Origin of the sequence: Mesorhizobium sp. WSM4308 (assembly GCF_002294905.1) — a bacterium.
GTDB lineage: Bacteria > Pseudomonadota > Alphaproteobacteria > Rhizobiales > Rhizobiaceae > Mesorhizobium.
In genome coordinates this window covers 406,136-429,003 of the sequence record NZ_NSFW01000004.1, presented here as the reverse complement: position 1 = coordinate 429,003, position 22,868 = coordinate 406,136, and the positions used below count along the sequence as shown (strand labels likewise).

At 64.1% G+C, this 22,868-nt stretch carries 22 protein-coding genes and 1 pseudogene; 14 read left to right on the top strand and 9 right to left on the bottom strand.

What is annotated here, in order from left to right:
- Positions 1-186: 186 nt before the first annotated feature.
- From CK227_RS10140 to CK227_RS10125, 4 genes are all read left to right on the top strand, one after another.
- Positions 187-1,086: a sugar-binding domain-containing protein gene (locus CK227_RS10140; protein ID WP_095772386.1), complete on the top strand. Its 900-nt coding sequence runs from the start codon at positions 187-189 to the stop codon at positions 1,084-1,086.
- A gap of 411 nt (positions 1,087-1,497) precedes the next feature.
- Entirely contained in the window at positions 1,498-2,475 is a 978-nt protein-coding gene (locus tag CK227_RS10135; protein ID WP_095772387.1) for an ABC transporter substrate-binding protein, read from the top strand.
- Between the two features lie 95 nt (positions 2,476-2,570).
- Positions 2,571-3,632, top strand: coding sequence for a ribose ABC transporter (locus CK227_RS10130; RefSeq protein WP_095772388.1), 1,062 nt, complete (start codon positions 2,571-2,573; stop codon positions 3,630-3,632).
- A complete protein-coding gene (locus tag CK227_RS10125; protein ID WP_095772389.1) occupies positions 3,625-4,380 on the top strand; it encodes an ATP-binding cassette domain-containing protein in 756 nt (251 codons plus the stop codon). Before CK227_RS10130 ends, CK227_RS10125 begins: the two co-directional genes overlap by 8 nt.
- Before the next feature lie 152 nt (positions 4,381-4,532).
- Here CK227_RS10125 and CK227_RS10120 read toward each other — a convergent pair whose 3' ends face one another.
- The 6 genes from CK227_RS10120 to CK227_RS10095 form a co-directional block, all read right to left on the bottom strand.
- Positions 4,533-5,039: an L-2-amino-thiazoline-4-carboxylic acid hydrolase gene (locus CK227_RS10120; protein ID WP_095772390.1), complete on the bottom strand. Its 507-nt coding sequence runs from the start codon at positions 5,037-5,039 to the stop codon at positions 4,533-4,535.
- Entirely contained in the window at positions 5,036-5,821 is a 786-nt protein-coding gene (locus CK227_RS10115) for an ATP-binding cassette domain-containing protein (protein WP_095772391.1), read from the bottom strand. The genes CK227_RS10120 and CK227_RS10115 overlap by 4 nt, the downstream gene beginning before the upstream one ends.
- Positions 5,818-6,615, bottom strand: coding sequence for an ABC transporter ATP-binding protein (locus CK227_RS10110; protein ID WP_095772392.1), 798 nt, complete (start codon positions 6,613-6,615; stop codon positions 5,818-5,820). The genes CK227_RS10115 and CK227_RS10110 overlap by 4 nt, the downstream gene beginning before the upstream one ends.
- Positions 6,612-7,442, bottom strand: a complete 831-nt coding sequence (locus CK227_RS10105) for an ABC transporter permease (RefSeq protein WP_095772393.1) — start codon at positions 7,440-7,442, stop codon at positions 6,612-6,614. The genes CK227_RS10110 and CK227_RS10105 overlap by 4 nt, the downstream gene beginning before the upstream one ends.
- The gene (locus tag CK227_RS10100; protein ID WP_095772394.1) at positions 7,439-8,425 is read right to left on the bottom strand and encodes an ABC transporter permease; all 987 of its coding nucleotides are present in this window, start codon (positions 8,423-8,425) and stop codon (positions 7,439-7,441) included. The genes CK227_RS10105 and CK227_RS10100 overlap by 4 nt, the downstream gene beginning before the upstream one ends.
- Before the next feature lie 250 nt (positions 8,426-8,675).
- Positions 8,676-10,286 carry an ABC transporter substrate-binding protein gene (locus CK227_RS10095; protein WP_095772396.1) on the bottom strand — a complete coding sequence of 537 codons (1,611 nt, stop codon included), beginning with the start codon at positions 10,284-10,286 and terminating at the stop codon, positions 8,676-8,678.
- A gap of 83 nt (positions 10,287-10,369) precedes the next feature.
- Here CK227_RS10095 and CK227_RS36120 point away from each other — a divergent pair, with 83 nt between their 5' ends.
- Together CK227_RS36120 and CK227_RS10090 are read left to right on the top strand one after the other, a co-directional pair.
- Positions 10,370-10,561, top strand: a complete 192-nt coding sequence (locus CK227_RS36120) for a hypothetical protein (protein ID WP_142884599.1) — start codon at positions 10,370-10,372, stop codon at positions 10,559-10,561.
- Between the two features lie 92 nt (positions 10,562-10,653).
- Positions 10,654-11,844, top strand: a complete 1,191-nt coding sequence (locus CK227_RS10090) for a Xaa-Pro peptidase family protein (protein WP_095772397.1) — start codon at positions 10,654-10,656, stop codon at positions 11,842-11,844.
- Positions 11,845-12,016: 172 nt separating this feature from the next.
- On the opposite strand, the gene CK227_RS10085 is transcribed toward CK227_RS10090, so the two are convergent.
- The 3 genes from CK227_RS10085 to CK227_RS10075 are packed head-to-tail and all read right to left on the bottom strand — an operon-like array spanning position 12,017 to position 14,512.
- A complete protein-coding gene (locus CK227_RS10085; protein ID WP_095772398.1) occupies positions 12,017-12,433 on the bottom strand; it encodes a cupin domain-containing protein in 417 nt (138 codons plus the stop codon).
- Positions 12,434-12,437: 4 nt separating this feature from the next.
- Positions 12,438-13,304 carry a phosphoenolpyruvate hydrolase family protein gene (locus CK227_RS10080; RefSeq protein WP_095772399.1) on the bottom strand — a complete coding sequence of 289 codons (867 nt, stop codon included), beginning with the start codon at positions 13,302-13,304 and terminating at the stop codon, positions 12,438-12,440.
- Between the two features lie 11 nt (positions 13,305-13,315).
- Complete coding sequence (locus tag CK227_RS10075) at positions 13,316-14,512, bottom strand: Tm-1-like ATP-binding domain-containing protein (RefSeq protein ID WP_095772400.1); 1,197 nt, start codon at positions 14,510-14,512, stop codon at positions 13,316-13,318.
- 106 nt (positions 14,513-14,618) lie between these two features.
- Here CK227_RS10075 and CK227_RS10070 point away from each other — a divergent pair, with 106 nt between their 5' ends.
- The 8 genes and pseudogenes from CK227_RS10070 to CK227_RS10035 all read left to right on the top strand — a co-directional run.
- The gene (locus tag CK227_RS10070; protein ID WP_095772401.1) at positions 14,619-15,278 is read left to right on the top strand and encodes a TetR/AcrR family transcriptional regulator; all 660 of its coding nucleotides are present in this window, start codon (positions 14,619-14,621) and stop codon (positions 15,276-15,278) included.
- Positions 15,279-15,717: 439 nt separating this feature from the next.
- Positions 15,718-16,830: an ABC transporter ATP-binding protein gene (locus CK227_RS10065; protein WP_095772402.1), complete on the top strand. Its 1,113-nt coding sequence runs from the start codon at positions 15,718-15,720 to the stop codon at positions 16,828-16,830.
- Between the two features lie 46 nt (positions 16,831-16,876).
- Positions 16,877-18,310, top strand: coding sequence for an ABC transporter substrate-binding protein (locus tag CK227_RS10060; RefSeq protein WP_095772403.1), 1,434 nt, complete (start codon positions 16,877-16,879; stop codon positions 18,308-18,310).
- Positions 18,311-18,389: 79 nt separating this feature from the next.
- Positions 18,390-19,451, top strand: a complete 1,062-nt coding sequence (locus tag CK227_RS10055) for a sugar ABC transporter permease (RefSeq protein WP_010911632.1) — start codon at positions 18,390-18,392, stop codon at positions 19,449-19,451.
- Between the two features lie 3 nt (positions 19,452-19,454).
- Entirely contained in the window at positions 19,455-20,393 is a 939-nt protein-coding gene (locus tag CK227_RS10050; protein ID WP_095772404.1) for a carbohydrate ABC transporter permease, read from the top strand.
- Position 20,394: 1 nt separating this feature from the next.
- Entirely contained in the window at positions 20,395-21,483 is a 1,089-nt protein-coding gene (locus CK227_RS10045) for an ABC transporter ATP-binding protein (RefSeq protein WP_095772405.1), read from the top strand.
- The gene (locus CK227_RS10040) at positions 21,480-21,920 is read left to right on the top strand and encodes a hypothetical protein (RefSeq protein ID WP_095772406.1); all 441 of its coding nucleotides are present in this window, start codon (positions 21,480-21,482) and stop codon (positions 21,918-21,920) included. Before CK227_RS10045 ends, CK227_RS10040 begins: the two co-directional genes overlap by 4 nt.
- A gap of 116 nt (positions 21,921-22,036) precedes the next feature.
- A pseudogene (locus tag CK227_RS10035) lies at positions 22,037-22,790 on the top strand (ABC transporter ATP-binding protein); the annotation flags it as partial.
- Positions 22,791-22,868: the final 78 nt, after the last annotated feature.

Sequence of the window (22,868 nt, the reverse complement as noted above, 5' to 3'; positions counted from 1 at the left end):
GCAGTGAGCCGTGACGCGCCATCGCCTTTGAAGAAAGCGCCTCGCCGGGCTCGCGGCCCGCCGCACGTTGCGAGTTGGCTGGATTTGCGCGATAACTCCCGTCGGCCTATGTGTATGTAACACGTTGCTGAAAGGAATTGCAAGCTGTCTTCCCCTCCTATCCAGGATGCGACCGCATCGCGGACGATGCTGCATACGGTGGCCAAGCTGCATTATGTGGAGGAGATGTCGCAGGTCGATATCGCTCGCCGGCTCGGAGTGTCCACCGCGACGATTTCGCGCTTGCTGCAGCGGGCGCGGGCCGAGGGCATTGTCCGCATCGAGGTTCTAGACCTGGCAACGCCGGAGGACATCACCAGGCAACTGATCGATGGCTTGAAATTGCGCGATGCCGCGGTGGTCGAGACGCCGGCGGCGGGCACGCTGGCGGCGCTCGCGGCACCCCTTGGCGGGCTGCTCCGGCAGGCGCAGCTGGTGGCGGGCTCCGTCGTCGCCATCGGCTGGGGGCGCGCCGTGCGCGAGGTCATCCGGGCCGGACTGCCGCGCATGCCCGGCGTGCTGACCGTGGCCGCCACCGGCGGCATGCAGCAGCAGGCGGCGCATTTTCAGGTCAATGAATTCGTGCGGCTCGCCGCCGAGGAGTTCGGCGGCACCCCGCATTTCATCCATGCCCCCTATCTGCCTTCCAGCGAATTGCGAGAGGTCTTCCTGCGCGACACCGCCATCCGCGATGCCGTCGCTTTGTGGGAGAGGACCGATGTCGCGATCGTCGGCATCGGCCTGCCGCATGCCATCAACGCCCCCGAGGCGAGCGCCGCCACGCCGAGCGAGCAGGCGCTGGTTCATGCCGCCGGCGACGTGCTTCGCCATTACTTCGATGCCGAAGGCACGCTGATTGCCTGGGAAGGGGAGAGCCGGATGATCGCCATGTCGCCGGCGCAGTTGCGCGCGGTGCCGCTGGTCATTGGCCTCGCCGCGTCGCCGGAAAAGGCGACGGCGATTATCGCCGCCGTTCGCGCCGGTCTCATCAACACGTTGGTGACCGATACCAAGACGGCGCAGGCCATCCTCGCGGCGTTCGCTTAACGAATAATCCAGGCAGGACGCCGTCACGAAACCAGTTGTGCCGCCGAAAGCCGCGGGTGATAGTTGACCGGGGCTCTGCGGAGCAGTCGGATGTCGTTCGGTGTGAAAAGCCCGGCACTGCCAACTCGGAAAAACCGAGTTGCAATTTATTTCTGCAAAGTGTTACAAGTTCGAACGCCCGCCGGCAAGGCGAGGCGTGGGACACGGTTTGCCGGACCTCGCGGAGGCTAGGGAAAGGGGCTGTGGCCCGGTGCGCCGGCGACTGACCGGCCGACATATCGACTGGAGGGCGCTTGGGAGGAGCTGCCCGCGAAAGGCAAACAGGCGTTCCCGGCCGTCGGCATCCGAACGGATGACGGCCATTCCAATGTCACTTGCAACGGCAGATCTGCCAACAATGAGGAGGATGTCATGAAAAAGATCGTTGCCGCGCTCGCGGCGCTCGCCGTCAGTGCCACGGTGCTGATCGCGCCCGCGCAGGCGCAGGACAAAAAATACACCATTGCGCTCATTCCGGGCCTGACCACGGACGGCTTCTACATCACCATGCGCAAGGGCGCCCAGGCGGCGGCCGACGCGCTTGGCGTCAATCTGGTCTTCCAGGGTGCGCCGGACTTCAACCCCGTCACCCAGGTGCCGGTGCTCGACGCGGTCATCGCCAAGAAGCCGGATGCGATCCTGATCGCGCCGACCGACAAGGTTCAGCTGGTCGAGCCGCTGCGCAAGGCCAATGACGCCGGCGTTCCGGTCATCACCGTCGACACTTTCATCGGCAGCGGCGTCTACCAGACCGGCGCCGGCGATGCCGATTTCCCGCTGTCCTACATCGCGTCGGACAATGTGCTGGGCGGCGAGATCGCGGCGCGGGCTTTGGCCACGTCCATTGGCGACAAGGGCAAGGTCTACGTCTCGAACGTCAAGCCCGGCATCTCGACCACCGACCAGCGTGAAGAAGGCTTCAAGAAGGAGATGGCCAAGCATCCGGGCATCACCGTGCTGGAAACCCAGTTCAATGATGACGACGCCAACAAGGCGGCTTCGCAGTTGCAAGCGGTGTTCGCGCGCAATCCCGACCTGGTCGGCGTCTTCGGCGCCAATCTGTTCTCGGCGCTGGGTGCCGCCAACGGCGTCAAGCAGGCGGGACAGACCGGCACGGTCAAGGTCGTCGCCTTCGATGCGCCGACCAGCATCGTCGACAACATCAACACCGGCCTGGTCGACGTGGCGATCGCCCAGCATCCAGCCGAGATCGGCTATTACGGCGTCGTCTCGGCCTATGCCCACCTGACCGGCCATTCGATCCCGGTCACCATCGGCACCGGCTTCACAATCATGGACAAGTCCAACATCGCGGACCCGAACATCTCGAAGTATCTCTACTCCGAGTAAGTCCAGCACAGTCTGGCTCTTCCCGGCCCGCCGGGAAGAGCCTGCACCGGGTCCCTCGCCAATCGAGACCTGTTTGAAGGCGCCGCGGAGTATCCATGACCTCGACATCACCAGCCCAGCCTGCCGAGAAGCATGTCGCCCCTCAGGCCGACCATGGCGATCCGGCCCGAAGCCTGGTCGCACGCATCGCCGAAGGCCGCGCCTGGCTGTTCCTGGCCGGACTGCTCATCTGTTTCGAGGTCTGGTCGCGGCTCGCCTTCGGTGCGACCTTCGTCCTCAACCCGTTCAACCTGCAGTCCATCGCCATCTTCGCCGTGGCGCCGCTGCTGCTGGCGACCGGCCAGACCTTCGTCATCATTTCCGGCGGCATCGATCTGTCGCTCGGCTTCATCATGGGGCTGGCCGCCGTCATCGCCGCGCATGCCACCAATATAGCGGGCGCAGCCATTCCCCTGCCGCTGGCCATGCTGGCCGGCATCCTTGCCTCGGTGATCGTCGCCGGCGTGCCGGGCGTCATCAACGGCCTGCTGATCTCGCGGCTCAAGGTGCCGCCCTTCATCGGCACGCTCGGCATGTTCGGCGTCGCGCGCGGTGCCGCCTTCCTGCTTGCCGGCGGCACCACCGTGCCAGTGCAGAACTCCTGGTTCGCGCTGCTCGGCAACGGCAAGTTCTATGGCATCCCTTATCTGGTGCTGATCACCGCCATCTTCGTCATCGTCATGCACTACCTGCTCAGCCAGACCCGGTTCGGCCAGCACAATTACGCCATCGGCGCCAATGTGCAGGCGGCGCGGCGGGCCGGCATCGACATCAGGGGCCACATATTGCGGCTCTATGTGCTGTCGGCGATGTGCGCCGGCCTTGGCGGCGCGCTCTATGCCGCGCGCTTCACGGCGGGCGCCGCACAGGCCGGCGAACCCCTGCTGCTCGACAGCGTCGCGGCGGTGGTGATCGGCGGCGCCAGCCTGTTCGGCGGCTCCGGCACCATCTTCGGCACCGTCGCCGGGGCGCTGGTGATCGCGGTCATCCAGTACGGGCTGGTCTTCGTCAATGTCGAGCCGTTCTGGCAGTTCATCGCCGTCGGCGTCGTCATCATCATTTCCGTCCTTATCGACCAGGCGCAGCGCCGGTTCAGTGGAGCCCGTCAGGATGAATAGCACCAACCAGAACGCGCCCCTGCTGGAAGTCCGCAACCTGTCGAAGCACTTCGGCGCCGTGCGTGCGCTCAACGACTTCTCCATGGCCGTGCGGCCGGGCGAAGTGGTGGCGCTGGCCGGTGACAACGGTGCCGGCAAGACGACGCTGATCAAGGCGATATCGGGGGTGTTTCAGCCGACGGGTGGCGAGATACTGCTGCGGGGTCAGCCGGTGACGTTCGCGACGCCGCAAGAGGCGCGCGAAAAGGGCATCGAGACGATCTACCAGGATCTGGCGCTCGCCGACAATCTGTCGATCGGCGCCAACATCTTCCTCGGCCGCGAACCGATGCGCAAGGCGTTCGGCTTCCTGCCAGTGCTCGACCGCAAGGCGATGGCCGAAGCGGCCAAGGCAACGATGGGGCGGCTGGATTTCCATGTCAGCCGGCTCGAGGCTCCGGTCAGCAATTTCTCCGGCGGCCAGCGCCAGGCCGTCGCCATTGGCCGCGCCGTCTACTGGGATGCGCAGATCCTGATCATGGACGAACCGACCGCCGCACTTGGCGTGCCGGAGCAGCGCAAGGTGATCTCGCTGATCCACCAGCTCAAGGCGCAAGGACGCGGCGTGATCTTCATCTCGCACAATCTGCAGGACATCTTTGCGGTGTCGGACCGTATCGTCGTGCTGCGGCGCGGCGTCCAGGCCGGCGAGCGCAAGATTTCCGAGACCAACCATGATGAGGTCGTCAAGCTGATGGTCGGCGGTTAGGTGCATTGATATTCAGGTGATGCCGGTCTGCAAACGGTGGTTTCCTGCGCTTCCGGCCTTCGCCGGCCGAAGCACTCGTGAACGGCGTGGCAGCTAAGGCTACGGCTGGGCGTAGGCCGGTGCTCACCTATCTCAACACACCTTAGAACTGCTTAGCCGGCATCGCGATTGGTCAGCGCGATGTGGCAGCAGCCGGAGCCGTGGCCGGGCGTCCAGGTGAGATTGTCGAAGCGCACGCCGGTCGCCTCGAACAGGCCGCGGTCGAAGGCGCCGGCGATGCGGCAGAGCGTGGCGAGCCTTTCGTCCCCAACGCCAGCCTCGACCCAGGCGTCTTTCAGCGGGCAGCGTTTGACCTTGAAGGCGATGCGGTCATCGCCGCGTTCGACATCGGTCGGATACATCAGGCCGCCATCCGGGCTGACCGCCAGGAAGGCTTCGCCGATGGCGCGTGCATCGTTGGCGCCGAAGCTGGCGAAGGCAGCCGCCGCCACTTCCTTGCCGCGCTGTTCGATGGCGCGGATCATGATCGCCTCCGCCCTGTCAGACCCCATCTCTCCGGTCAGTTCTTCGAGGAACAGTCGGTAGAGATCGGCGCGGTTGCGGAAGGCGGAATCGAGTTCACGCGACAGCTTTTCGGCTCTGGCTTCGGGAGCGGTCATGATGCGTCCTGTGTGGTTGCTTTGAGCCTTGGTGCTGCCGCCACCAACGCCTTGCCGATGGCCGATTGCGGGGCGTCGATGACGGCGCGGGCATCGCCGCTCTCGGCGATCCGTCCGGCATCGAGAAGGATGACGCGGTGGGCGACGGCGCGCACGACGCCGAGATCATGGGAAATGAAGAGATAGGCGATCCGTTCCTGCCTTTGCAGGTCCAGCAAAAGGGCGAGGATCTGGCCGCGCACCGAGACGTCGAGTGCCGAGACTGCCTCGTCGAGCACGATCAGCGATGGTCTTGTGGCAATGGCGCGGGCGATGGCGACGCGCTGCCGCTGACCGCCGGAGATTTCGTGGATGGCTCGCGGCGCGAGATCGGCCGCCAGCCCGACACGCTCGAGCAAGGCGGCGATGCGGCGCGGCCGCTCGGTGCGGGAGGCGATGCCGTGGATGCGCAAGGGATCATCGAGGACACGCGCCACGGTGGCGCGTGGGTTGAAGGCGGCAAGCGGATCCTGGAACACCATTTGCAGACGCGCGCGGCGCGCTCTGAGCGTTGCGCCGCGCAAGGCCAGGAAGTCGTCGCTCTCGAATTCAATGGCGCCGGCGTCCGGCTCGATCAGGCGCAGCACCAGCCGGGCGATCGTCGACTTGCCGCTGCCGGAAGGGCCGGCCAGCGCCAGTGTTTCGCCGGGTTCGATGTGAAAAGAGACGTCGTCGACCGCGATGACGGTCTTGCCGCCGCGACGGTAGCGTTTGGTGAGGCTGGACACGGCGAGCAGGCTCATGCGGACAGCCCGGCTCGGTTCAGCAGCGGTGCGGCGTCGAGGCCGATATGGGCGTCGAGCAAGGTGCGGGTGTAGGCTTGAGTTGGCGCGTCGACAATCCGTGCCGTCGTGCCAAGTTCGACGAGTTGGCCATGGCGGAACACGGCAATGCGCTCGGCGAGTTCGGCCGCCAGCGCAATGTCATGGCTGATGAACAGAAGCGTCATGCCGTCTTCAGCCACCAGATGGCGGATCAAGGCGACGATCTCTGCCTGCACGATGGTGTCGAGCGCGCTGGTCGCCTCGTCGGCGATCAGCAGTTTCGGCCCGGCCGCGATTGCGGCGGCAATCGCCACGCGCTGCTTCTGGCCGCCGGAGAGCTGGTGCGGGAAGGCGTGCAGGGCCGAATCCGGGTCGGGCAGGCGGACGCGTTCGAGCAGGGTTTTGGCCTTGGCGTATGCCTGGGACCAGGTGAGGCCGACATGGGTGCGGGCGACTTCGGCGATCTGTTTGCCGATGGTCATCACGGGATCGAGGCTCGCGGACGGATCCTGGAAGACGAAACCGATGTCGCGGCCAAGGAGGGGTGCGCGACCAAGGCCGGGCCATTCAATTCTTCCGCCAACCGCTGATGAAGCCGGCAGCAATCCCGCAATCGCCAGCGCCAGCGTGCTCTTGCCGGAGCCGCTTTCGCCGATGATAGCCAGGCGCTCGCCAGCCACGATGTCGAGGCTCATGTTCTTCAGCGCCGCCACAACGTTGCCGTCGCGGCGATAGGTCACCGTCAGGTCGCGAATCGAAGCGAGCGCGCTCACGACAGACCTCTCCTGACCGCTGTCGTCTCGACAATGCCTTCACCGGCGAGATAGACGCCGAGCACTGTCAGCACCAGCGCAATACCTGGCATGATCGACAGGAAGGGCGCGGTGCGCAGCACGGCGCGGCCCTCGGCGATCATCCCGCCCCAGGTGACACGGTTAGGGTCGCCGAGGCCGAGGAAGGATAGCGCCGCCTCGGTTAGGATGGCGGCTGCGACGATCACCGAGGACATTGCCAGCACTGGCGGCAGGGCGTTGGGCAACACCTCGCGAAAGGCGATTTCGAGCGGATGCATGCCGATGGCACGCGCGCTGGCGACATAGTCGCGTTCGCGAATGGAGAGGACTTCCGCGCGGGCGATACGGGCCGGGCCGGGCCAGGTGCCGAGCGCGATGGCGATCACGACAATGCCGAGCGATGGGCCAACGACGCTGACGAAAGCCAGCGCCAGCAGGAAGCTCGGCACGGTCTGGAAGGCATCGGTGATGCGCATCAGCACCTCGTCGACGAGGCCGCCGGCAAAGCCGGCAAGCGTGCCGACCACCGAGCCGATAGCAAGTGCCGCCGCGGCAGCCGCAAGGCCGACAGCGAGCGAGGTGCGGGCGCCGTGAAAGAGTTCGGCCAGCACGTCGCGGCCGAGCCGATCGGTGCCGAGCGGCAGCGACCAGTCCTGGAAGGGCGGCAGCAGCGCCGGGCCGGCGATGGCTTGAGGATCGCCGGGAAACAGCAGCGGTGCGATGAGCGCCATCGCAATCAGTGCGGCCAGCAGGATGGCGCCGGCGACCGCCTCGGGGGTGCGCAGGAAACGGCGGATCAGGCTCATGCGCCGGCCTCGCCGGCGCCGACGCGCGGATCGAGGAAGGCATAGGCGATGTCGACCAGCAGGTTGATGACGACGACCAGGACGGCGCTGGTGAGGATGATGCCGAGCAGCAGGGGCGTGTCGCGCGAAGCCACCGCTTCCTGTGCCAGCCGGCCGAGACCCGGTACGGAAAAGACGCTCTCAATGACGACGCTGCCGCCCAGCATCTGCGCCGACTGCAGGCCGAGCATGGTGATGAGCGGCAGCAGCGCGTTGCGGGCGACGTGGGCGAGCACGACGCGGCGGCGCGACAGTCCCCTGGCGCGGGCGGCGAGGACAAAATCCTGCCGCCAAGCTTCGGCCATCCCGGCGCGCATCATGCGCAGATAGAGCGCGAGGTAGATGAAGCCGAGTGCGGCCACCGGCAGGATGAGATGGATGGCGATGTCGGAGGCGCGGTCGAGGCCGGTCTTGTCCGAGGCGACCGTCTCGATGCCGCCGATCGGCAGCCAGCGCAGGTCGACGGCGAAGACGACGATCAGCACCAGGCCGAGCCAGAAACCCGGCACCGCATAGAGCGCCAACGAGCCGATCGACAGGACGCGGTCGCGGGCGCTGCCGGGCCTTGCGCCGGCATAGATGCCCAGCGCAGAGCCCAGCCCGAAGGACAGCGCGGTGGCGCTGACCATCAGCAGCAGTGTGTTGGGCAACCGTTCAAGGATCACGTCGCGGATCGGCCTGGAGAAGGTCACCGACTGGCCGAGATCGAGATGCAGCAGCGCCCAGAGATAATTGGCGAGCCGCGTCAGTTCCGATTGGTCGAGGCCCCAGCGATGGCGCAGCAATTCGATCATGCCGGCGTCGCCGCCGGTCGAGACGATATAGGCGTCAACGGCATCGCCGGGGGCTGCTTCGAGCAGCAGGAACGTGCCGATGACGACGATCAGCAGCACGAAGACGCTGCCGACGAGACGGCGGCGGAGAAGGATGAGGGCGCGGGTCACGTTGGCTTACCCTCCCCCTTATGGGGAGGGTCGATCCGCGAAGCGGAGCGGGGTGGGGTCTTCAGGTTCGCGCCAGTACCCCCACCCCGCCGACTGGCTGCCGCTTCGCAGCATCCACTCGTCGACCCTCCCCACAAGGGGGAGGGTAAGGCGGGTGCTTTCCGGCAGGACAAGAGGGAGCGTGAGGGAACTCTCATCGCCGATGATGAGCACTCACTCAAACGATGCGCAAGCATCCGCGATGATACCGCTAGTCCGCCAGATACGTGTCCGCCCAGTTCGAGACCGCCCAGCGCGGATTGTTGGCAATATTGCCGACCGTGTCTCGCGCGACGCTGATGAAACTCCATTCAGCAACGTTGATCAGCGGCAGGTCGGCGGCCACCTCTTTCTGGAACTCCTTGTAGAGGTCCGTGCGGGCCGTCGTGTCGAGCGTTTCCGAGGCCTTGGCGATCAGCGCGTCGAGAGCGTCGTTCTTGTAGCCGCCCTGGTTGGAGAACGGCACGCCGTCGGGAATGCCGCTCTGGACCAGGATGGTGGTCGAGATCGCCGGGTCGCCGCGGAACACCGGCGGGCCGACGGCGAGGTCGAAGGCGTGGTCAGTGTAGACGGCCTTGATATGCGCGGCGGAGTCGTTGTTGACCAGCTGCGCGTCGATGCCGATGGCCGCGAGCGCCTGACGCAGATAGTCGCCGAACTGCTTGGTCTCGTTGAAATAGGGTGCCGGCAAAAGTTTGAGCGAGAAGCGGTTGCCGTCAGCACCTTTCTTGTAGCCGGCCTCATCGAGCAGCGCGTTGGCCTTGGCGGCGTCGAAGGCATAGGTCGGGACATCGGCGGTGTAGAATTGCGGATCGTTCTTCGGTACCGGGCCGGTGGCGGTCGCGGCATAGCCGAGGAATACCGTCTTGACGACGAAGTCCTTGTCGATGGCATGCGCGATCGCCTGGCGCACTTTCAAATCGGCCAGTTCCTTGCGGCGATGGTTGATCTCGACGACGAGCTGGTAGGTCAGCCCCTCATAACCCTTGGTGATCACCTTCAGGCCCGGCACCTTGGAGATGCGGTCGAGGTCGGCCAGCGGCACGGCGGAGAAGGCGGCGAGCTGGATCTCCTCGGCTTCCAGCGCGCTGGCGGCCGAGGTGCGGTCGGGCAGCACCTGGTAGATGATCTCGTCGAGATAGGGTTCGTCCTTGCCCCAATAGTCGGTGTTCCTGGTCAGCCGGTAATATTGGCCGGCCTTGTACTCGCCGAACTTGAACGGGCCGGTGCCGATCGGCGCGGTGTTGGCCGGGTTGTCCTCGATCTTGCCGACCTCGTAGATGTGTTTCGGCACGACGCTGCTCAGCGCCGGCAGTGCGTTGCGGATCAGTTGGAACGGCGTCGGCTTGGCGAATTTGAACACCGCGGTGAGATCGTCAGGCGTCTCGACGCTGGCCAGATCCTTGAACACGGTGCGGCCGAGATTCTGCAGCGGTTTCCAGATCTGCAGCGCCGAGAAGGCGACATCGGCCGAGGTGAACGGCTTGCCGTCATGCCATTTGACGCCGTCGCGCAGCTTGAACGTCGCCGACAACCCGTCGGCGGCACCTTCCCAGCTCAGCGCCAGGCGTGGCGCGAGCCCGTCCTTGCCGTCGAAGGAGGCTTCGGCCAGCGTCTCGACGATCTTGCTGGAGATGAAGAAGACGCCGTTGGAGGCGACGATCGCCGGGTTGAGGTTGCGCGGCTCGGAATCGGCGGCGAGCACCAGGCGGCCGCCCTTTTTCGGTGTCTGCGCCCAGCCCGATGTCGGCATGGCCGTGGAGGTCAGCAGCATCGCCGAGCCGGCAAGCATCTTGCGTCTCGAAATCGTGAAACCTGACATGATCGAACTCCGTCCTCTCCGCGACCCGATCGGCGCGACAACACCCCTCGAATGCCGGCATCGGCATCCTTGCGGCGGCGATTATGAGCCTTGCCGAGGGTTTCGCCAGAGACGGAATTGGCGCATCCTTGCTTGGCTTTGAAATTTTCGTCCGCTGGACCAGTTCAAGAGAACGGGTTCAATTCGATCTATCTGGTAGGACCAGTTTTGGCGAATACGCGACGGATGACGAGTTGGTGACCGTTTCGCTGCGCCGCTGGCGTATTTCTGGCTAGACCAGAGCGGGCAAAATGGTGCAGATATGATCCACAGCCAGAGGATTGGCAGCGGAACAGCGTCGATCCCAGGCAAATTCAGGGAGAGAGAGATGAACATTGCGCCGGGCAAGAATGCCGTCAGCAATATTCCGTTCGACCAGGCCAGGGTCGACCGGCTGATGGAGGAGGCCGGCATCGATGTGCTGCTCGCGACCTCCAAGCACAACACGCAATATCTGCTGGGCGGCTACAAATTCATCTTCTTCGCAGCCATGGATGCGATCGGCCACAGCCGTTACCTGCCGATCGTCGTGTACGAAAAAGGCGGACCGGATCACGCGGCCTATATCGGCAACCGCATGGAAGGCGGCGAGCACCAGAACAACCCGTTCTGGACACCGACGCTGCATGCCGCTTGCTGGGGCACGCTCGATGCCGCCAACCTAGCCGTCGAACATCTGCAAAAAATCGGCAAGGTTGCTGCGCGCATCGGCATCGAGCCCGGCTTCCTGCCGTCGGACGCCTACGCGCTGATCCGCAAGGCATTGCCGGAAGCGAAGCTGATCGACGCCACCGACATGCTGGAGCGCATGCGCGCCATCAAGACCGATGCGGAGCTGGAGAAGCTGCGCACGGCCTCCGAACTGATCACCGATTCCATGCTGGCAACCATCGCCTGGGCGCGCGAAGGCACGACCAAGGCCGAGATGATCGAACAGCTGCGGCGCGAGGAGACCAATCGCGGCGCGCATTTCGAATATTGCCTGCTGACGCTAGGCTCCAGCCACAACCGCGCCGCCTCGCCGCAGGCATGGAAGAAGGGCGAGGTGCTGTCGATCGATTCCGGCGGCAATTATCACGGCTATATCGGCGACCTCTGCCGCATGGGCATTCTGGGCGAGCCAGATGCCGAACTCGAGGACCTGCTGGCCGAGGTCGAAACCGTGCAGCAGGCGGCGTTCTCCAAGGTGAAAGCCGGCACGCTGGGCGGCGACATGATTTCTCACGCCGAGGGTGTGCTGAAGGCATCGAAGGTTGCGTCCTATACGGATTTCTTCGCCCATGGCATGGGGCTGATCACGCATGAAGCGCCGTTCCTGATGACCAACCACCCGGTGGCCTATGAAGGCACCTATGCGGCAAAGCCGCTGGAAAAGAACATGGTGCTGTCGGTCGAGACGACCATGCTTCATCCGACGCGCGGCTTCATCAAGCTGGAGGACACGCTAGCGGTGACAGACACCGGCTATGTGATGTTCGGCGACCGGGGTCGGGGGTGGAACAGGGGTGGGACCTTTTAAGACCAAGGCCGGCGCCCCTCATCCGCCTGCCGGCACCTTCTTCCCGTAGAACGGGGAGAAGGGAGCAGTTCTGGCGACTGGCCAATCGTCGATGACAGCGTCTTTCTCCCCGTTCTACGGGGAGAAATGTCCGGCAGGACAATGAGGGGCGGCGCCGCCCTATAAAACTTTATCACTGCCCCACGGGAATCAGCCGGAAATCCGGCAGTTCGCGCAACACCAGTTCCGGCCCAGCCGGCGAGTAAACAACGAACAGCTGCATCGGCCCGTCGCCCGTATTCAGCGTCGAATGGAAACGGCTCTCCGGCACATAGATGGTGCAGCCGGGGCCGACCTTCGCGACCACCGGATTGCCCTTCTCGTCCTCGACCATCTGCTCGCCATGGCCGGAGATGACGAAGATGATTTCCTCGGCGCCCGGATGGCTGTGGCGGGTGTGGCCCTTGCCGGAGGGGAGATCGACGACGCCGCCGGAAAAGCGCTCAGCGCCATTCACTTCCGGAGCGACTGTCAGGGCCAGTCGGCCCCAATCGAAGCCGAAGGCGCCGACGTCCTTCGGATAGACAAACAGCTTGCTCTTGTCGGTCATGATCTCATCCCTTCTTTTTCTTCGCGGTCGTTTTGTCGCCGCCAAGCGTCACCGCCTTGAAATCGGCTGTCTGCCGGGCAATCGCCGCTTCCGCCGGCAGCCTCTCCATGGAGCTCGCGCCATAGAAGCCATGCAGGCCCTTGGCGCGAGACAGAATGTAACGGGCATCGTCCGGCATCGAGATCGGCCCGCCATGGCAGAGCAGGATGACGTCCTTGCGCACCGAGCGGGCGGCATCAGCGATGGCGTCGATTGCGACGACGCAATCGTCGAGCGACTTGGCCGAGGTGGCGCCGATCGAGCCGCCAGTCGTCACGCCCATATGGGCGACGACGATGTCGGCCCCGGCCTTGGTCATGGCGCGCGCCTCGTCCGGGTTGAAGACATAGGGCGTGGTCAAGAGGTCGAGCTTGTGCGCCTCGGCGATCATGTCGACCTCGAGCCCGAAGCCCATGCCGGTCTCCTCGAAACTCTGCCGCATGCTACCGTCGAACAGGCCGATGGTGGGGAAATTCTGCACGCCGGAAAAGCCCACCGTCTTCAGCTCGGCCAGAAGCAGCGGCATGATGACGAACGGGTCGGTGCCGTTGACGCCGGCCAGCACCGGCGTGTGCCTGACCACCGGCAGCACCTCATAGGCCATTTCCTTGACGATCTCATTGGCATTGCCATAGGCGAGCAGGCCGGCGGCCGAGCCGCGCCCGGCCATGCGGTAGCGGCCGGAATTGTAGATGATGATCAGGTCGATACCGCCGGCCTCCTCGGCCTTGGCCGACAGGCCGGTGCCGGCGCCACCGCCGACGATCGGCACACCTTTGTCGATCATTCCCCTGAATTTCTTCAGTATGTCCTTGCGCGGTATTGCGGGCATGTTTTTGAACCTCAGTGCCTGGCGATGTCGAGAAAAGCCGCGACCGCGGTCTTGGCGAATTCGGGGTCGTTGATGTGCAGCGGCGAGCGCGTGACGCGGCGATTGGCATTCGGCTTGATGGTGCGCTCGATGGCTTTGAACAGCACGGCGTCGGCCTGCGGATCGAAGAAGGCGCCCCCCTTGATGTCCAGCGCCGAGACGCCCTTCTCCGGAATGAGAAAATGCACCGGCCCCTCGCAAAGGGCGAGCCTGCCGCCGATCCACTCGCCGATCTTGCGACACTCGTCGGCAGTGGTGCGCATCAGCGTGACGTTGGGATTGTGCTCGTAGAACAGCCGTCCGCGATAGCGTTCCGGAATGGTCGAGGGCGCCCAGAAATTGACCATGTCGAGCGCCCCGACCGAGCCGACATAGGGCAGGCCGGTGCGGGCGATCGCGCCGAAGCGGTCTTCCGTCGCCGGCAAGACGCCGCCGGACAACAGGTCGCAGACCTCTGTCGTGGTGATGTCGATGACACCGGACAGCAGGCCGCTGTCGGCCAGCTTTTCCATGCTGCGGCCGCCGGTGCCGGTGGCGTGGAAGACCATGCAGTCATACGCGGTGCGAAGCTGGTCGGCGATGGCGGTGACGCAAGGCGTGGTGACGCCGAACATGGTCAACCCGATCGACGGCTTGCCGTCCGGCGGCGGCGCCGGCCTTGCCGCCATGCCCGCTATCGCCTGGGCGGCATTGTGCAGCACGACGCGGGAGAGCCGGTTCAGCCCGGCCATGTCGGTCACCGACGGCATCATGATGATGTCGGAGACATCGACATAGGGAGCCGTGTCGCCCGAGGCGAGCGTCGAGACCATGATTTTCGGCAGGCCGAGCGGCAGCGCGCGCATGCCCGCTGTGATGATCGACGTGCCGCCGCCGCCGCCAATGCCGATCATGGCGGCGATGTCGTTTCGCGACTGGACGAAGCGGGTGAAGGCGACGCCCATGCTGGCTACCGCGGCGCCACGATCATCGCCGCCGAGCACGGCGTCACTGCCGCCGGGGTGGTGGCCGGCAATGTCGTTCGCGCTGATGTCGACGGGTATTGTTGCGTCGCGCGTTCCGACATCGACGCGGGAAACGGCGGCACCCGTTGCAGCGATCGCATCGGCCAGGAAGGCGAGTTCCTCGCCCTTGGTGTCGGCGGTGCCCACCACATAGATGCGCTTCATTGCGTTCCCCAATCCAGGCGGGCGCGATGCGTCTGCCGCTCATTGCCCGGCCGTTCGACGATGCGAAGGTCATTGCAAATTTTTGAGACGCGCGTATCGTATTGATATGGATGTCTCACGTCAACAATCCACGGCCAGCGACGACGCCGAGCGGGGAAGCGGCCCAGCGCTGGAGCGAGGACCGCGCGCGCGTACGAAACGGCTGATGCTGGAGACAGCGACAAGACTGATGCAGGCGGGCGTCACGCCGTCGGTCAGCGAGGTTGCGGAGGCGGCCGAGGTTTCCCGCGCCACCGCCTATCGTTATTTTCCGAGCCAGGCCGCACTGGTGCAGGCCGTCGTCGACGAGGGGCTGGGGCCAATCCTCACCTGGCAATCGACCTCCGCCGATGCCGAGCGCCGGGTCACCGAATTGTTCGACACCGCCATGCCGCGCATCGAGGCCTTCGAAGCCACATTCAAGGCGGCATTGAAGCTGTCGCTCGATCAATGGGCGCGGCGCCAGGCCGGCACGCTGGGCGGCGAGCCACCCTTCACCCGTGGCCATCGCATGGACCTGCTGGAGGATGCGCTTGCGCCACTGAGGGGCGAGCTGCCGCCGCGCGAATTCGAGCGCCTGGCGCAGGCGCTGTCGCTGATTTTCGGCGTCGAACTGCTGATTGTGCTGAAGGACATCTGGGGCCTGGACAGCGGCAAGACCCTGGCCGTCGCCCGGTGGGCGGCCTCAGCGCTGGTGCGCCAGGCGCGACTCCGGACGCCATCCTGACCAGTGGTGGTGGCGGCGTGAGTTGGGCATGGAGGAGGGCTGGACGAAGGCGGATGCAGGATATGAGACTTCTCCCGACGCGGACCGGATTGGGGGGGCGTCGAGGGCAATCCGGGGCGGTCGCCGCGGTAGCTCGGAGCGAATCTGGTTCGACCAGATTTGAAGGTCGGCGATTTCAGTGATTTTGGGGATTGGCGTTTTGCGAACGGGATGAAGGTGGAGAATTGCCAAAAATGAAGGAAATACCCACATATAGCGGACGTGTTCAGCTTATTTTGGTGACGGCAAATTTTAAGAAAGCGCTTGACGAGCATCTTAAATTGGTAATACCAGATTAGGAAAGAAAAGGCGGATCGGGAATGACAGCCGCAGTCCATTTCGGCAGGGCGAGGAGGATCACACGGATGGCGCGTGTTCCGTCCGCACGAGGTGGCGCATCGTGACGCAGACGTCGCCTCGCGCCAGTGCCGGCAAGGGGATTGCGCTGCGCCTCGATGGGCTCAGCAAAGCCTATGGATCCGTGCGCGCCATCAACGACCTGAGCTTCGCCGTCGACGAAGGCCGCTTCTTCGTACTCTTCGGGCCGAGCTCGGTTGGCAAGACAACGACGCTGCGCACTATCGCCGGCCTCGTCCAGGCCGACTCCGGCACGCTTGAGATCGGCGGCCGCGACATGACCCATGCGCCGATCGCCGGCCGCGGCATCTCGATGGTCTTCCAGTCTTTCGCGCTTTACCCCCACCTCACGGTCTACGACAATCTCGCCTATCCGCTGCGCGAGGAGAAAGCCGCGCGCGCCGAGATCGACAAGCGGGTGAAAGAGACCGCCGAGATCCTGAAGCTGACACACCGCCTGAAGGCCAAGCCGGCAACCCTGTCCGGCGGAGAGCAGCAGCGCGTCGCGCTCGGCCGCTCCCTGATCCGCCGGCCAAAGATTCTTCTCCTCGATGAGCCGCTCACCAATCTCGACGCCAAGCTTCGGCACGAGACGCGCGCCGAGCTGAAGCGGCTGCACCGCCAGTTCGGGATGACCGTGATCTATGCCACGCCCGACGAGCTCGAGGCTCTTTCGATGGGCGAGACGATCGCCGTCATGCGCGATGGCGGCATCGTCCAGATCGGCACGCCGGACGAGCTTTACGAGCACCCGATCCATACCTATGTCGCCAGCAAGATCGGCTCGCCGCACATGAATCTGTTCACGGCCTCGGTGCGCGCCGACACCAGGTCTTTCGACACGCCGCTCGGGACTCTGGTTCCGGCGACGGCGCCAAAGACTGCCGATGCCGGCGAGGCCGCGCTGATCGGCATTCGCCCGAGCGACATTCGGCTCGCCACCAAGGGCGAAGCCGGGGTTGCCTCGAAGGTGCATCTGGTCGAACCGCTCGGCGACATCACGATCGTCTCGGTCGAGGCCGGCGGCGAGATGTTGCGCATGGTGCTGCCGGAAGCGATCGCCGCCAGCATCAGGACCGGCGATTCGGCATCGATCGCCATCGATAACAGGAAAATCCACGTCTTCCGCGCCGTGAGCGGCCAGGCAATGACCTGACGCGAACGGCGAGAAGCAATCCGGTTAACCAAGGGAGGAAACGCGAATGACGGCGATGACCAAAGTGAAAGGGCTAGCGACAGCCGCAAGCTTCGCTGCCACGCTACTGGTGGGAGGCGTGACCTATGCCTCTGCCGAAGAAGTGACGTTGACGATGGCGGTGCCGGATTGGCCCCCGACCCGCATTATGAAGAAGTTCTTCGACGAGCAGTACAAGCCCAAGTCTGGCAATACCGTGAAGCTCGATGTCGACTTCATTCCGTGGCCGGATTTCTACACCCGCGTCAACGCCTCGTTGACCTCGGGCGAAAAGAAGTACAACTTCATCGTGTCGGACTCGCAGTGGTTGGGCGCCTTCGTTGAAGGCGGCTACTTCCGCAAGATCAACGATCTCATCGATGCCGACCCGGAACTCAAGGCGGCGATGGAGTCGATGCATCCCGCCGTGCTCAACGCCTACTCGACCTATCCCAACAGCACGCCGAACTACTACGGCTTCCCGCAGTTCCCGGACGTGCTGGTCACCTACGGCCGCAAGGACGTGCTCTGCAACGACGACGAGCAGGCCGCCTTCAAGGCGAAGTACAATGAGAAGCTGCCCTGCACCGGCGAAGAAATCGACGCCATGGACTGGAACACGTTCGAGCATGTTGGCGAATTCTTCCAGCGCAAGAAGGGCGACAAGCTCGCCGGCCAGGTGCTGGATGACGATTTCTACGGCATCGCCTATCAGGCAGGCAAAGGCTACGACTTCTCGACGAGCTCGGTCCACACGTTCGTCTGGCAGCATGGCGGCGGCATCTGGGATGAAACCAAGGCCCCGACCGGACATGCCGAAGGCGTCGTAAACTCCCCGAAGTCCATCGAGGGCATGGAGCATTTCCTCAAATTGCTGAAGTACATGCCGCCGGTGGTCAAGACGGGCACCATGGACATCTTCGTCTCGGACCAGTTGTTCCGTGAAGGCAAGGTGGCCATGAACATCGACTGGATCGGTCTCGGCGAAGCCTCGCTCGATCCCAAGACGTCGAAGGTTGCCGACAAGCTGGTGTTCGGATTGGCGCCAGGCCTGCGCGGCCCCGACGGAAAGGTGAATCGTACGTCACAGATCGGCGGACAGCCTTTCGTCCTCACCACCTGGACGACGCCTGAGCAAATCAAGGAAGCGGTGGGCTTCGTGAAGTGGTGGCTCTCGCCCGATATCCAGCACCAGTTCGCCGCCGCCGGCGGCCAGTCCGCGATCAAGTCGGTCTACAGCGATCCGAAATACGTGACCTATCGTCCGTGGGACCGCGCCTGGGCGAACTCGCTCGACTGGCAGAAGGACATGTGGCACGTGCCGCAGTTCTTCGAACTGCTCACCCAGCAGCAGGACCAGTACGACCTAGCCATCACTGGCAAGCAGGACGCCAAGACCACCCTGGATAACATCGCCAAGTTCCAGGAGGACCTCCTGAAGAACGCTGGCCTTATCCAGTAACCTTCCGACATAGCTGCGGGGAGCGGGCAAAGCCGCTCCCCATCATTGCCACGCCAGGCGCTCCATATTTCGGACTCCCATGACCGCTGTTTCAAGCACGCTGCTGACACCACGCCTTACCGCGGTTGTTGCCCACAACTGGAAACTCGCCATCGCTGTCGCTGTCGTCGTGTCGGCCATATCAATGGCGGGCTTGCCGGCGGCTGTCTCCTTCTGGGTGGTGGGCGCCGCGGCGGCGTTGGTCGCGGCCGCATTTACCGTCAACGCGTATCGCCGCCACTACTTCGGCGCCCTGCTGGTCGCTCCGGCAATCGCCGTTCTGTTTGTGATGAATATCTTCCCCCTGCTGTGGTCGCTGGGCCTTTCGTTCTTCGCCTACCAGGCAAACCAGCAGACGATCCGCTTCGTCGGACTCGGGAACTACGTCCGGATCCTTACCAACGATCTCGCTGCTCACGCGACTTGGGGCGCGCTGATCAATACCGCCATGTTCGTCGTGTTCACCGTCTCCGCGCAGATGATCGTCGGCTTTCTGCTGGCCATCCTGTTCGCCAAGCAATTTCCGCTGCGCAAGTATTTGTTGATCCTGGTGCTGACACCGATGATGCTTTCGGTTGTCGCCTCTGGCGTGTTCTTCACCTACTACTATGACCCGACATTCGGGATTCTCAGCTACGTCATCAATTCCATCTCCGGCAACCAGTTCATCCTGATGAGCAACAAAGTCGGTGCCGTGGCGGGAATCGTTTTCGCCGACGCATGGATGTGGTCGCCCTTCGTCATGCTCCTTGTGCTGGCGGGCCTCGTCTCGGTGCCGAAATACCTCTACGAGGCCGCTGCCATCGACCGTATTTCCAGCTGGCGGCAATTCTGGATGATCACCTTCCCCTACATCCGCGGCCTTCTGATGTTGGCCCTTCTCTTCCGCACCATCGAGGCATTCAAGCTGGCGGATCTCGTCATCCTCCTCACCAAGGGCGGCAACGACACACTGACGATCTCCTATCACTTGATCCGCATCGCCAACGAGCAGAACAAGACGAGTGAGGGCGCGGCGATCTCCTATCTGATGCTGTTCATGGTGATCGTTCTCACCAACCTCTACCTGTACCTCGCAAACCGCCGTACGAAGGGAGCCTGACCCGTGGCCGAATCGATATTGGGAAAGCTCGGCTTCGGCAGGGCCAGCGGAGTAGACAAGGCCGGCTGGGGGCGGACGCTCGCCGTGGCCATCGTCGCCTTTATCTATTTTCTGCCGGTGCTGTTCATCATATTCACCGCCTTCAAACCGCAGGGCGACGCGCTCCTGGTGCCTCCAACGCTGTCGCCCACGTCGCTGTTCGGCTTGATTCCGGACCATTTTGTGTTCAAGCCCACGCTCGAAAATTTTGGGTCCGTCTTTTCCCGCTCGATGACGCCGGACGGTGCCCCGGAAGCGACAGGATTCGACCGTTATTTCTTCAACTCGATCTTCATCGCCTCGGCGTCGGTGCTGCTGGCGCTGGTCATCGGCACCCTGGCGGCCTTCGGCTTCTCGCGCTATCCGCTGAAAGGCAATGACACCTACCTGTTCATCATCCTGACCACGCGCATGCTGCCGGCGATTGTGGTGATCATTCCGGTGATCCTGATGTTCCGCGTAGTGGGCCTGTCGGGCTCGTATCTCGGCATCATCATGCTCTACACCGCCTTCAACCTGGCCTTCACCATCTGGATGATGAAGAGCTTCTTCGATGAATTGTCGCCAGACGTCGAGGATGCCGCCCGCATCGACGGATCGTCCGGAATGCGGGTGTTCTTCAAGATTTGCCTGCCCCAGGTCATTGCCGGGCTCGCCGCCACGTTCGTGTTCGGCCTGATCCTCACCTGGAACGAGTTCCTCTTCGCCCTGTTGCTCTCGGGGCCCGACACGAGAACGGTCCCGGTCGCCATGAACCAGGCCGTGTCGTCGGGTGGACGCGGCACCGACTGGACTTTGCTTGCCGCCATCGAAACCCTGTTCCTCGTCCCAGTCTTCCTGGTCACCTTCTTCTTGCAAAACCATCTGTTGCGCGGCGTTACCTTCGGCACCGTGAAGCGCTGAGATGTCAACCATCGAACTCCGCAAAGTCACCAAGCGTTTCGGCTCCTTCACCGCAGTCAAGGACGTTGACCTGTCGGTGGCCGCCGGTGAGGTCGTCTGCCTTCTCGGCCCGTCCGGATGTGGCAAGACGACGACCCTGCGCGTCATCGCCGGGCTGGAAAGCGTCACTGACGGCGAGGTCGTCATCGCCGGCAAGGTGATGAACAACCTGCCGCCCGAAAAGCGCGACATCGCCATGGTGTTCCAGTTCTACGCGCTCTACCCGTCGGCATCGGTCGGCGAGAACATCGCCTTCCCGCTCTATCATGACGGCATTTCCAGGGCTGAGCGGACTGCCCGCGTCAACCGCGTCGCCGCGATCCTCCACTTGGAGCACGTTCTCGACCGGCTGCCGAACCAGATATCCGAGGGCGAAAAGCAGCGCGCCGCCATGGCCCGCGCCATCGTCCGCGACCCCAATTGCTTCCTCTTCGACGAGCCCTTGTCGCGTCTCGATGTCGAACTGCGCCAGAGCATGCGTGGCCAGATCAAGGAAGTGCTGCAGGGCCTCTCCAAAGCGACCGTGATCGTGACCCATGACCAGCTCGAAGCGCTCACCATGGCCGACCGCATCGCCATCATGAAGGACGGCCTGATCGAGCAAGTCGGCTCACCGCACGAGGTTTTTGCCAAGCCCGCCAATGCTTTCGTGGCGAGCTTCATCGGCACGCCGCAGATGAATCTTCTCGAGGCCGACCTCAAGACCTTCGCCGATGGCACGGCGGAGATGGCCGTGGCCGGCATTAATCTGGCGATCCGCACGGACGCGGCGGTCGCGCGCCTGCAGCCCGGCAGGGTGACGATCGGTGTCCGCCCCCGCGCCTTCACCGCGACCGATACGGGGGATCGTGGCACCATCTCCGCCCGGGCCGAGCTCATCGAGCCCATGGGCGCCGAAACCCTTATTCATGCCCGCACGGCGGCAGGCGCCGACATCCGCGTCGTGGTGACGAGAAGCCAGCGGGTCAAGGTCGGCGAGGCGCTGAATCTACGCCCCGATCCCAGGCAAACCCATGTCTTCGATGGCGCTGGAAAGGCGGTGCGGTCATGAGCGACAGTTCTTCCGGCATGAGCCGGGCCGGCGCGTACTGCCTCGAGGTCTTCATCATTGGCCTCGGCGTCATGGCGCTGGTGCTGATCTTCCAACCCTTTTCCATCGGCCTGTACGCGGTCGGCAGCGGTCTCGTGGTGCTTGCCGGACTCATCAACAACCTGCTGCCGTTGGCCCAGCCGGGCGTCAAGGTGCGCAGTGTGGTGACCGTAGCGCTGGTCGTGGCGCTGGTCTTCTGCATTGCGCTGCTGGTTTCGATCACGGCGGCGCATCTCTACGGCGTCTTCTTCCTCAATCCACCGGACCCCAACACTCTCGCCGGCAAGGCGCAGCTCGCCACGCCGCCTTTCTACAAGCAGGCTTTCGTGTGGGAAATCGCCGCCGCGGCGGTGATTCTCGCGCTGGTCGTCACCGCTCTCAACAAGACAGCGCGATGATCAGCAGCTGACGCGATCCGGCAGGTCGCGCTCGCGCCGGTCCGCGCCGGTCGGTGTGCGTCGCCCTCTCAACTCTCACGCCGTCATCCTCCGGCTTGACCGGAGGACCCGATGCCGAGATCAAGGACCGCGTCGACCGCGCGGCCCGTACGCTGCGGATCGAGCATCTGCTTGACCGCAAGACCGACCGCCTGTCAGGCGGCGAGATGCAGCGCGTCTCGATCGGCCGCGCCATCGTGCGCAAGCCGCGCGTGTTCCTGATGGACGAGCCGCTGTCGGCACTCGACGCCAAGCTGCGCGAGGCGCTGCGCACGGAACTGAAGAACCTGCAGATACAACTCGGCGCCACCTTCCTGTTCGTCACCCACGACCAGATCGAGGCGATGTCGATGGGCGACAAGGTCGGCGTCTTGAACCACGGCCGCATCGTCCAAACCGGCACCCCGCACGAGATCTACAACAATCCGCGCGACACCTATGTGGCGAGCTTCGTCGGCTCGCCGCCGATGAACCTCATCGACGGCAAGCTGGTGAACGGCCGCGCGGTGATGGCGCCGTTGAATTTCGAACTGCCCTTTGCGGGGGGCCAAGGCGAGTGCGGCGACCGACGGTCGCCCGCTCGTCTTCGGCATCCGTCCGGAAGACGTCTATCTCGAGAGCGGCGCGCCGGTCGAAGCGCGCGTCCATGATGTCGAGAACCATGGCGTCGAAAAGATCCTGACGCTGCGCGTCGGCGATACGACGCTGCGCGCCACGGTGCCGGCAAGGACCGACGTCGCCATCGAGCAGCCGGTGCGCTTTGCCTGGAACCCGGACAAGGTGGTGCTGTTCGACAAAGGCAGCGGTGTCAGCTTGCGTCACGCCGGATAGAGCGCCCGGTTATTTCGCCAGGTAGGTCTCGTAGGGCGTGTCGTTGATCAGCAAGATCACGCACTCCGGCAAACCCGC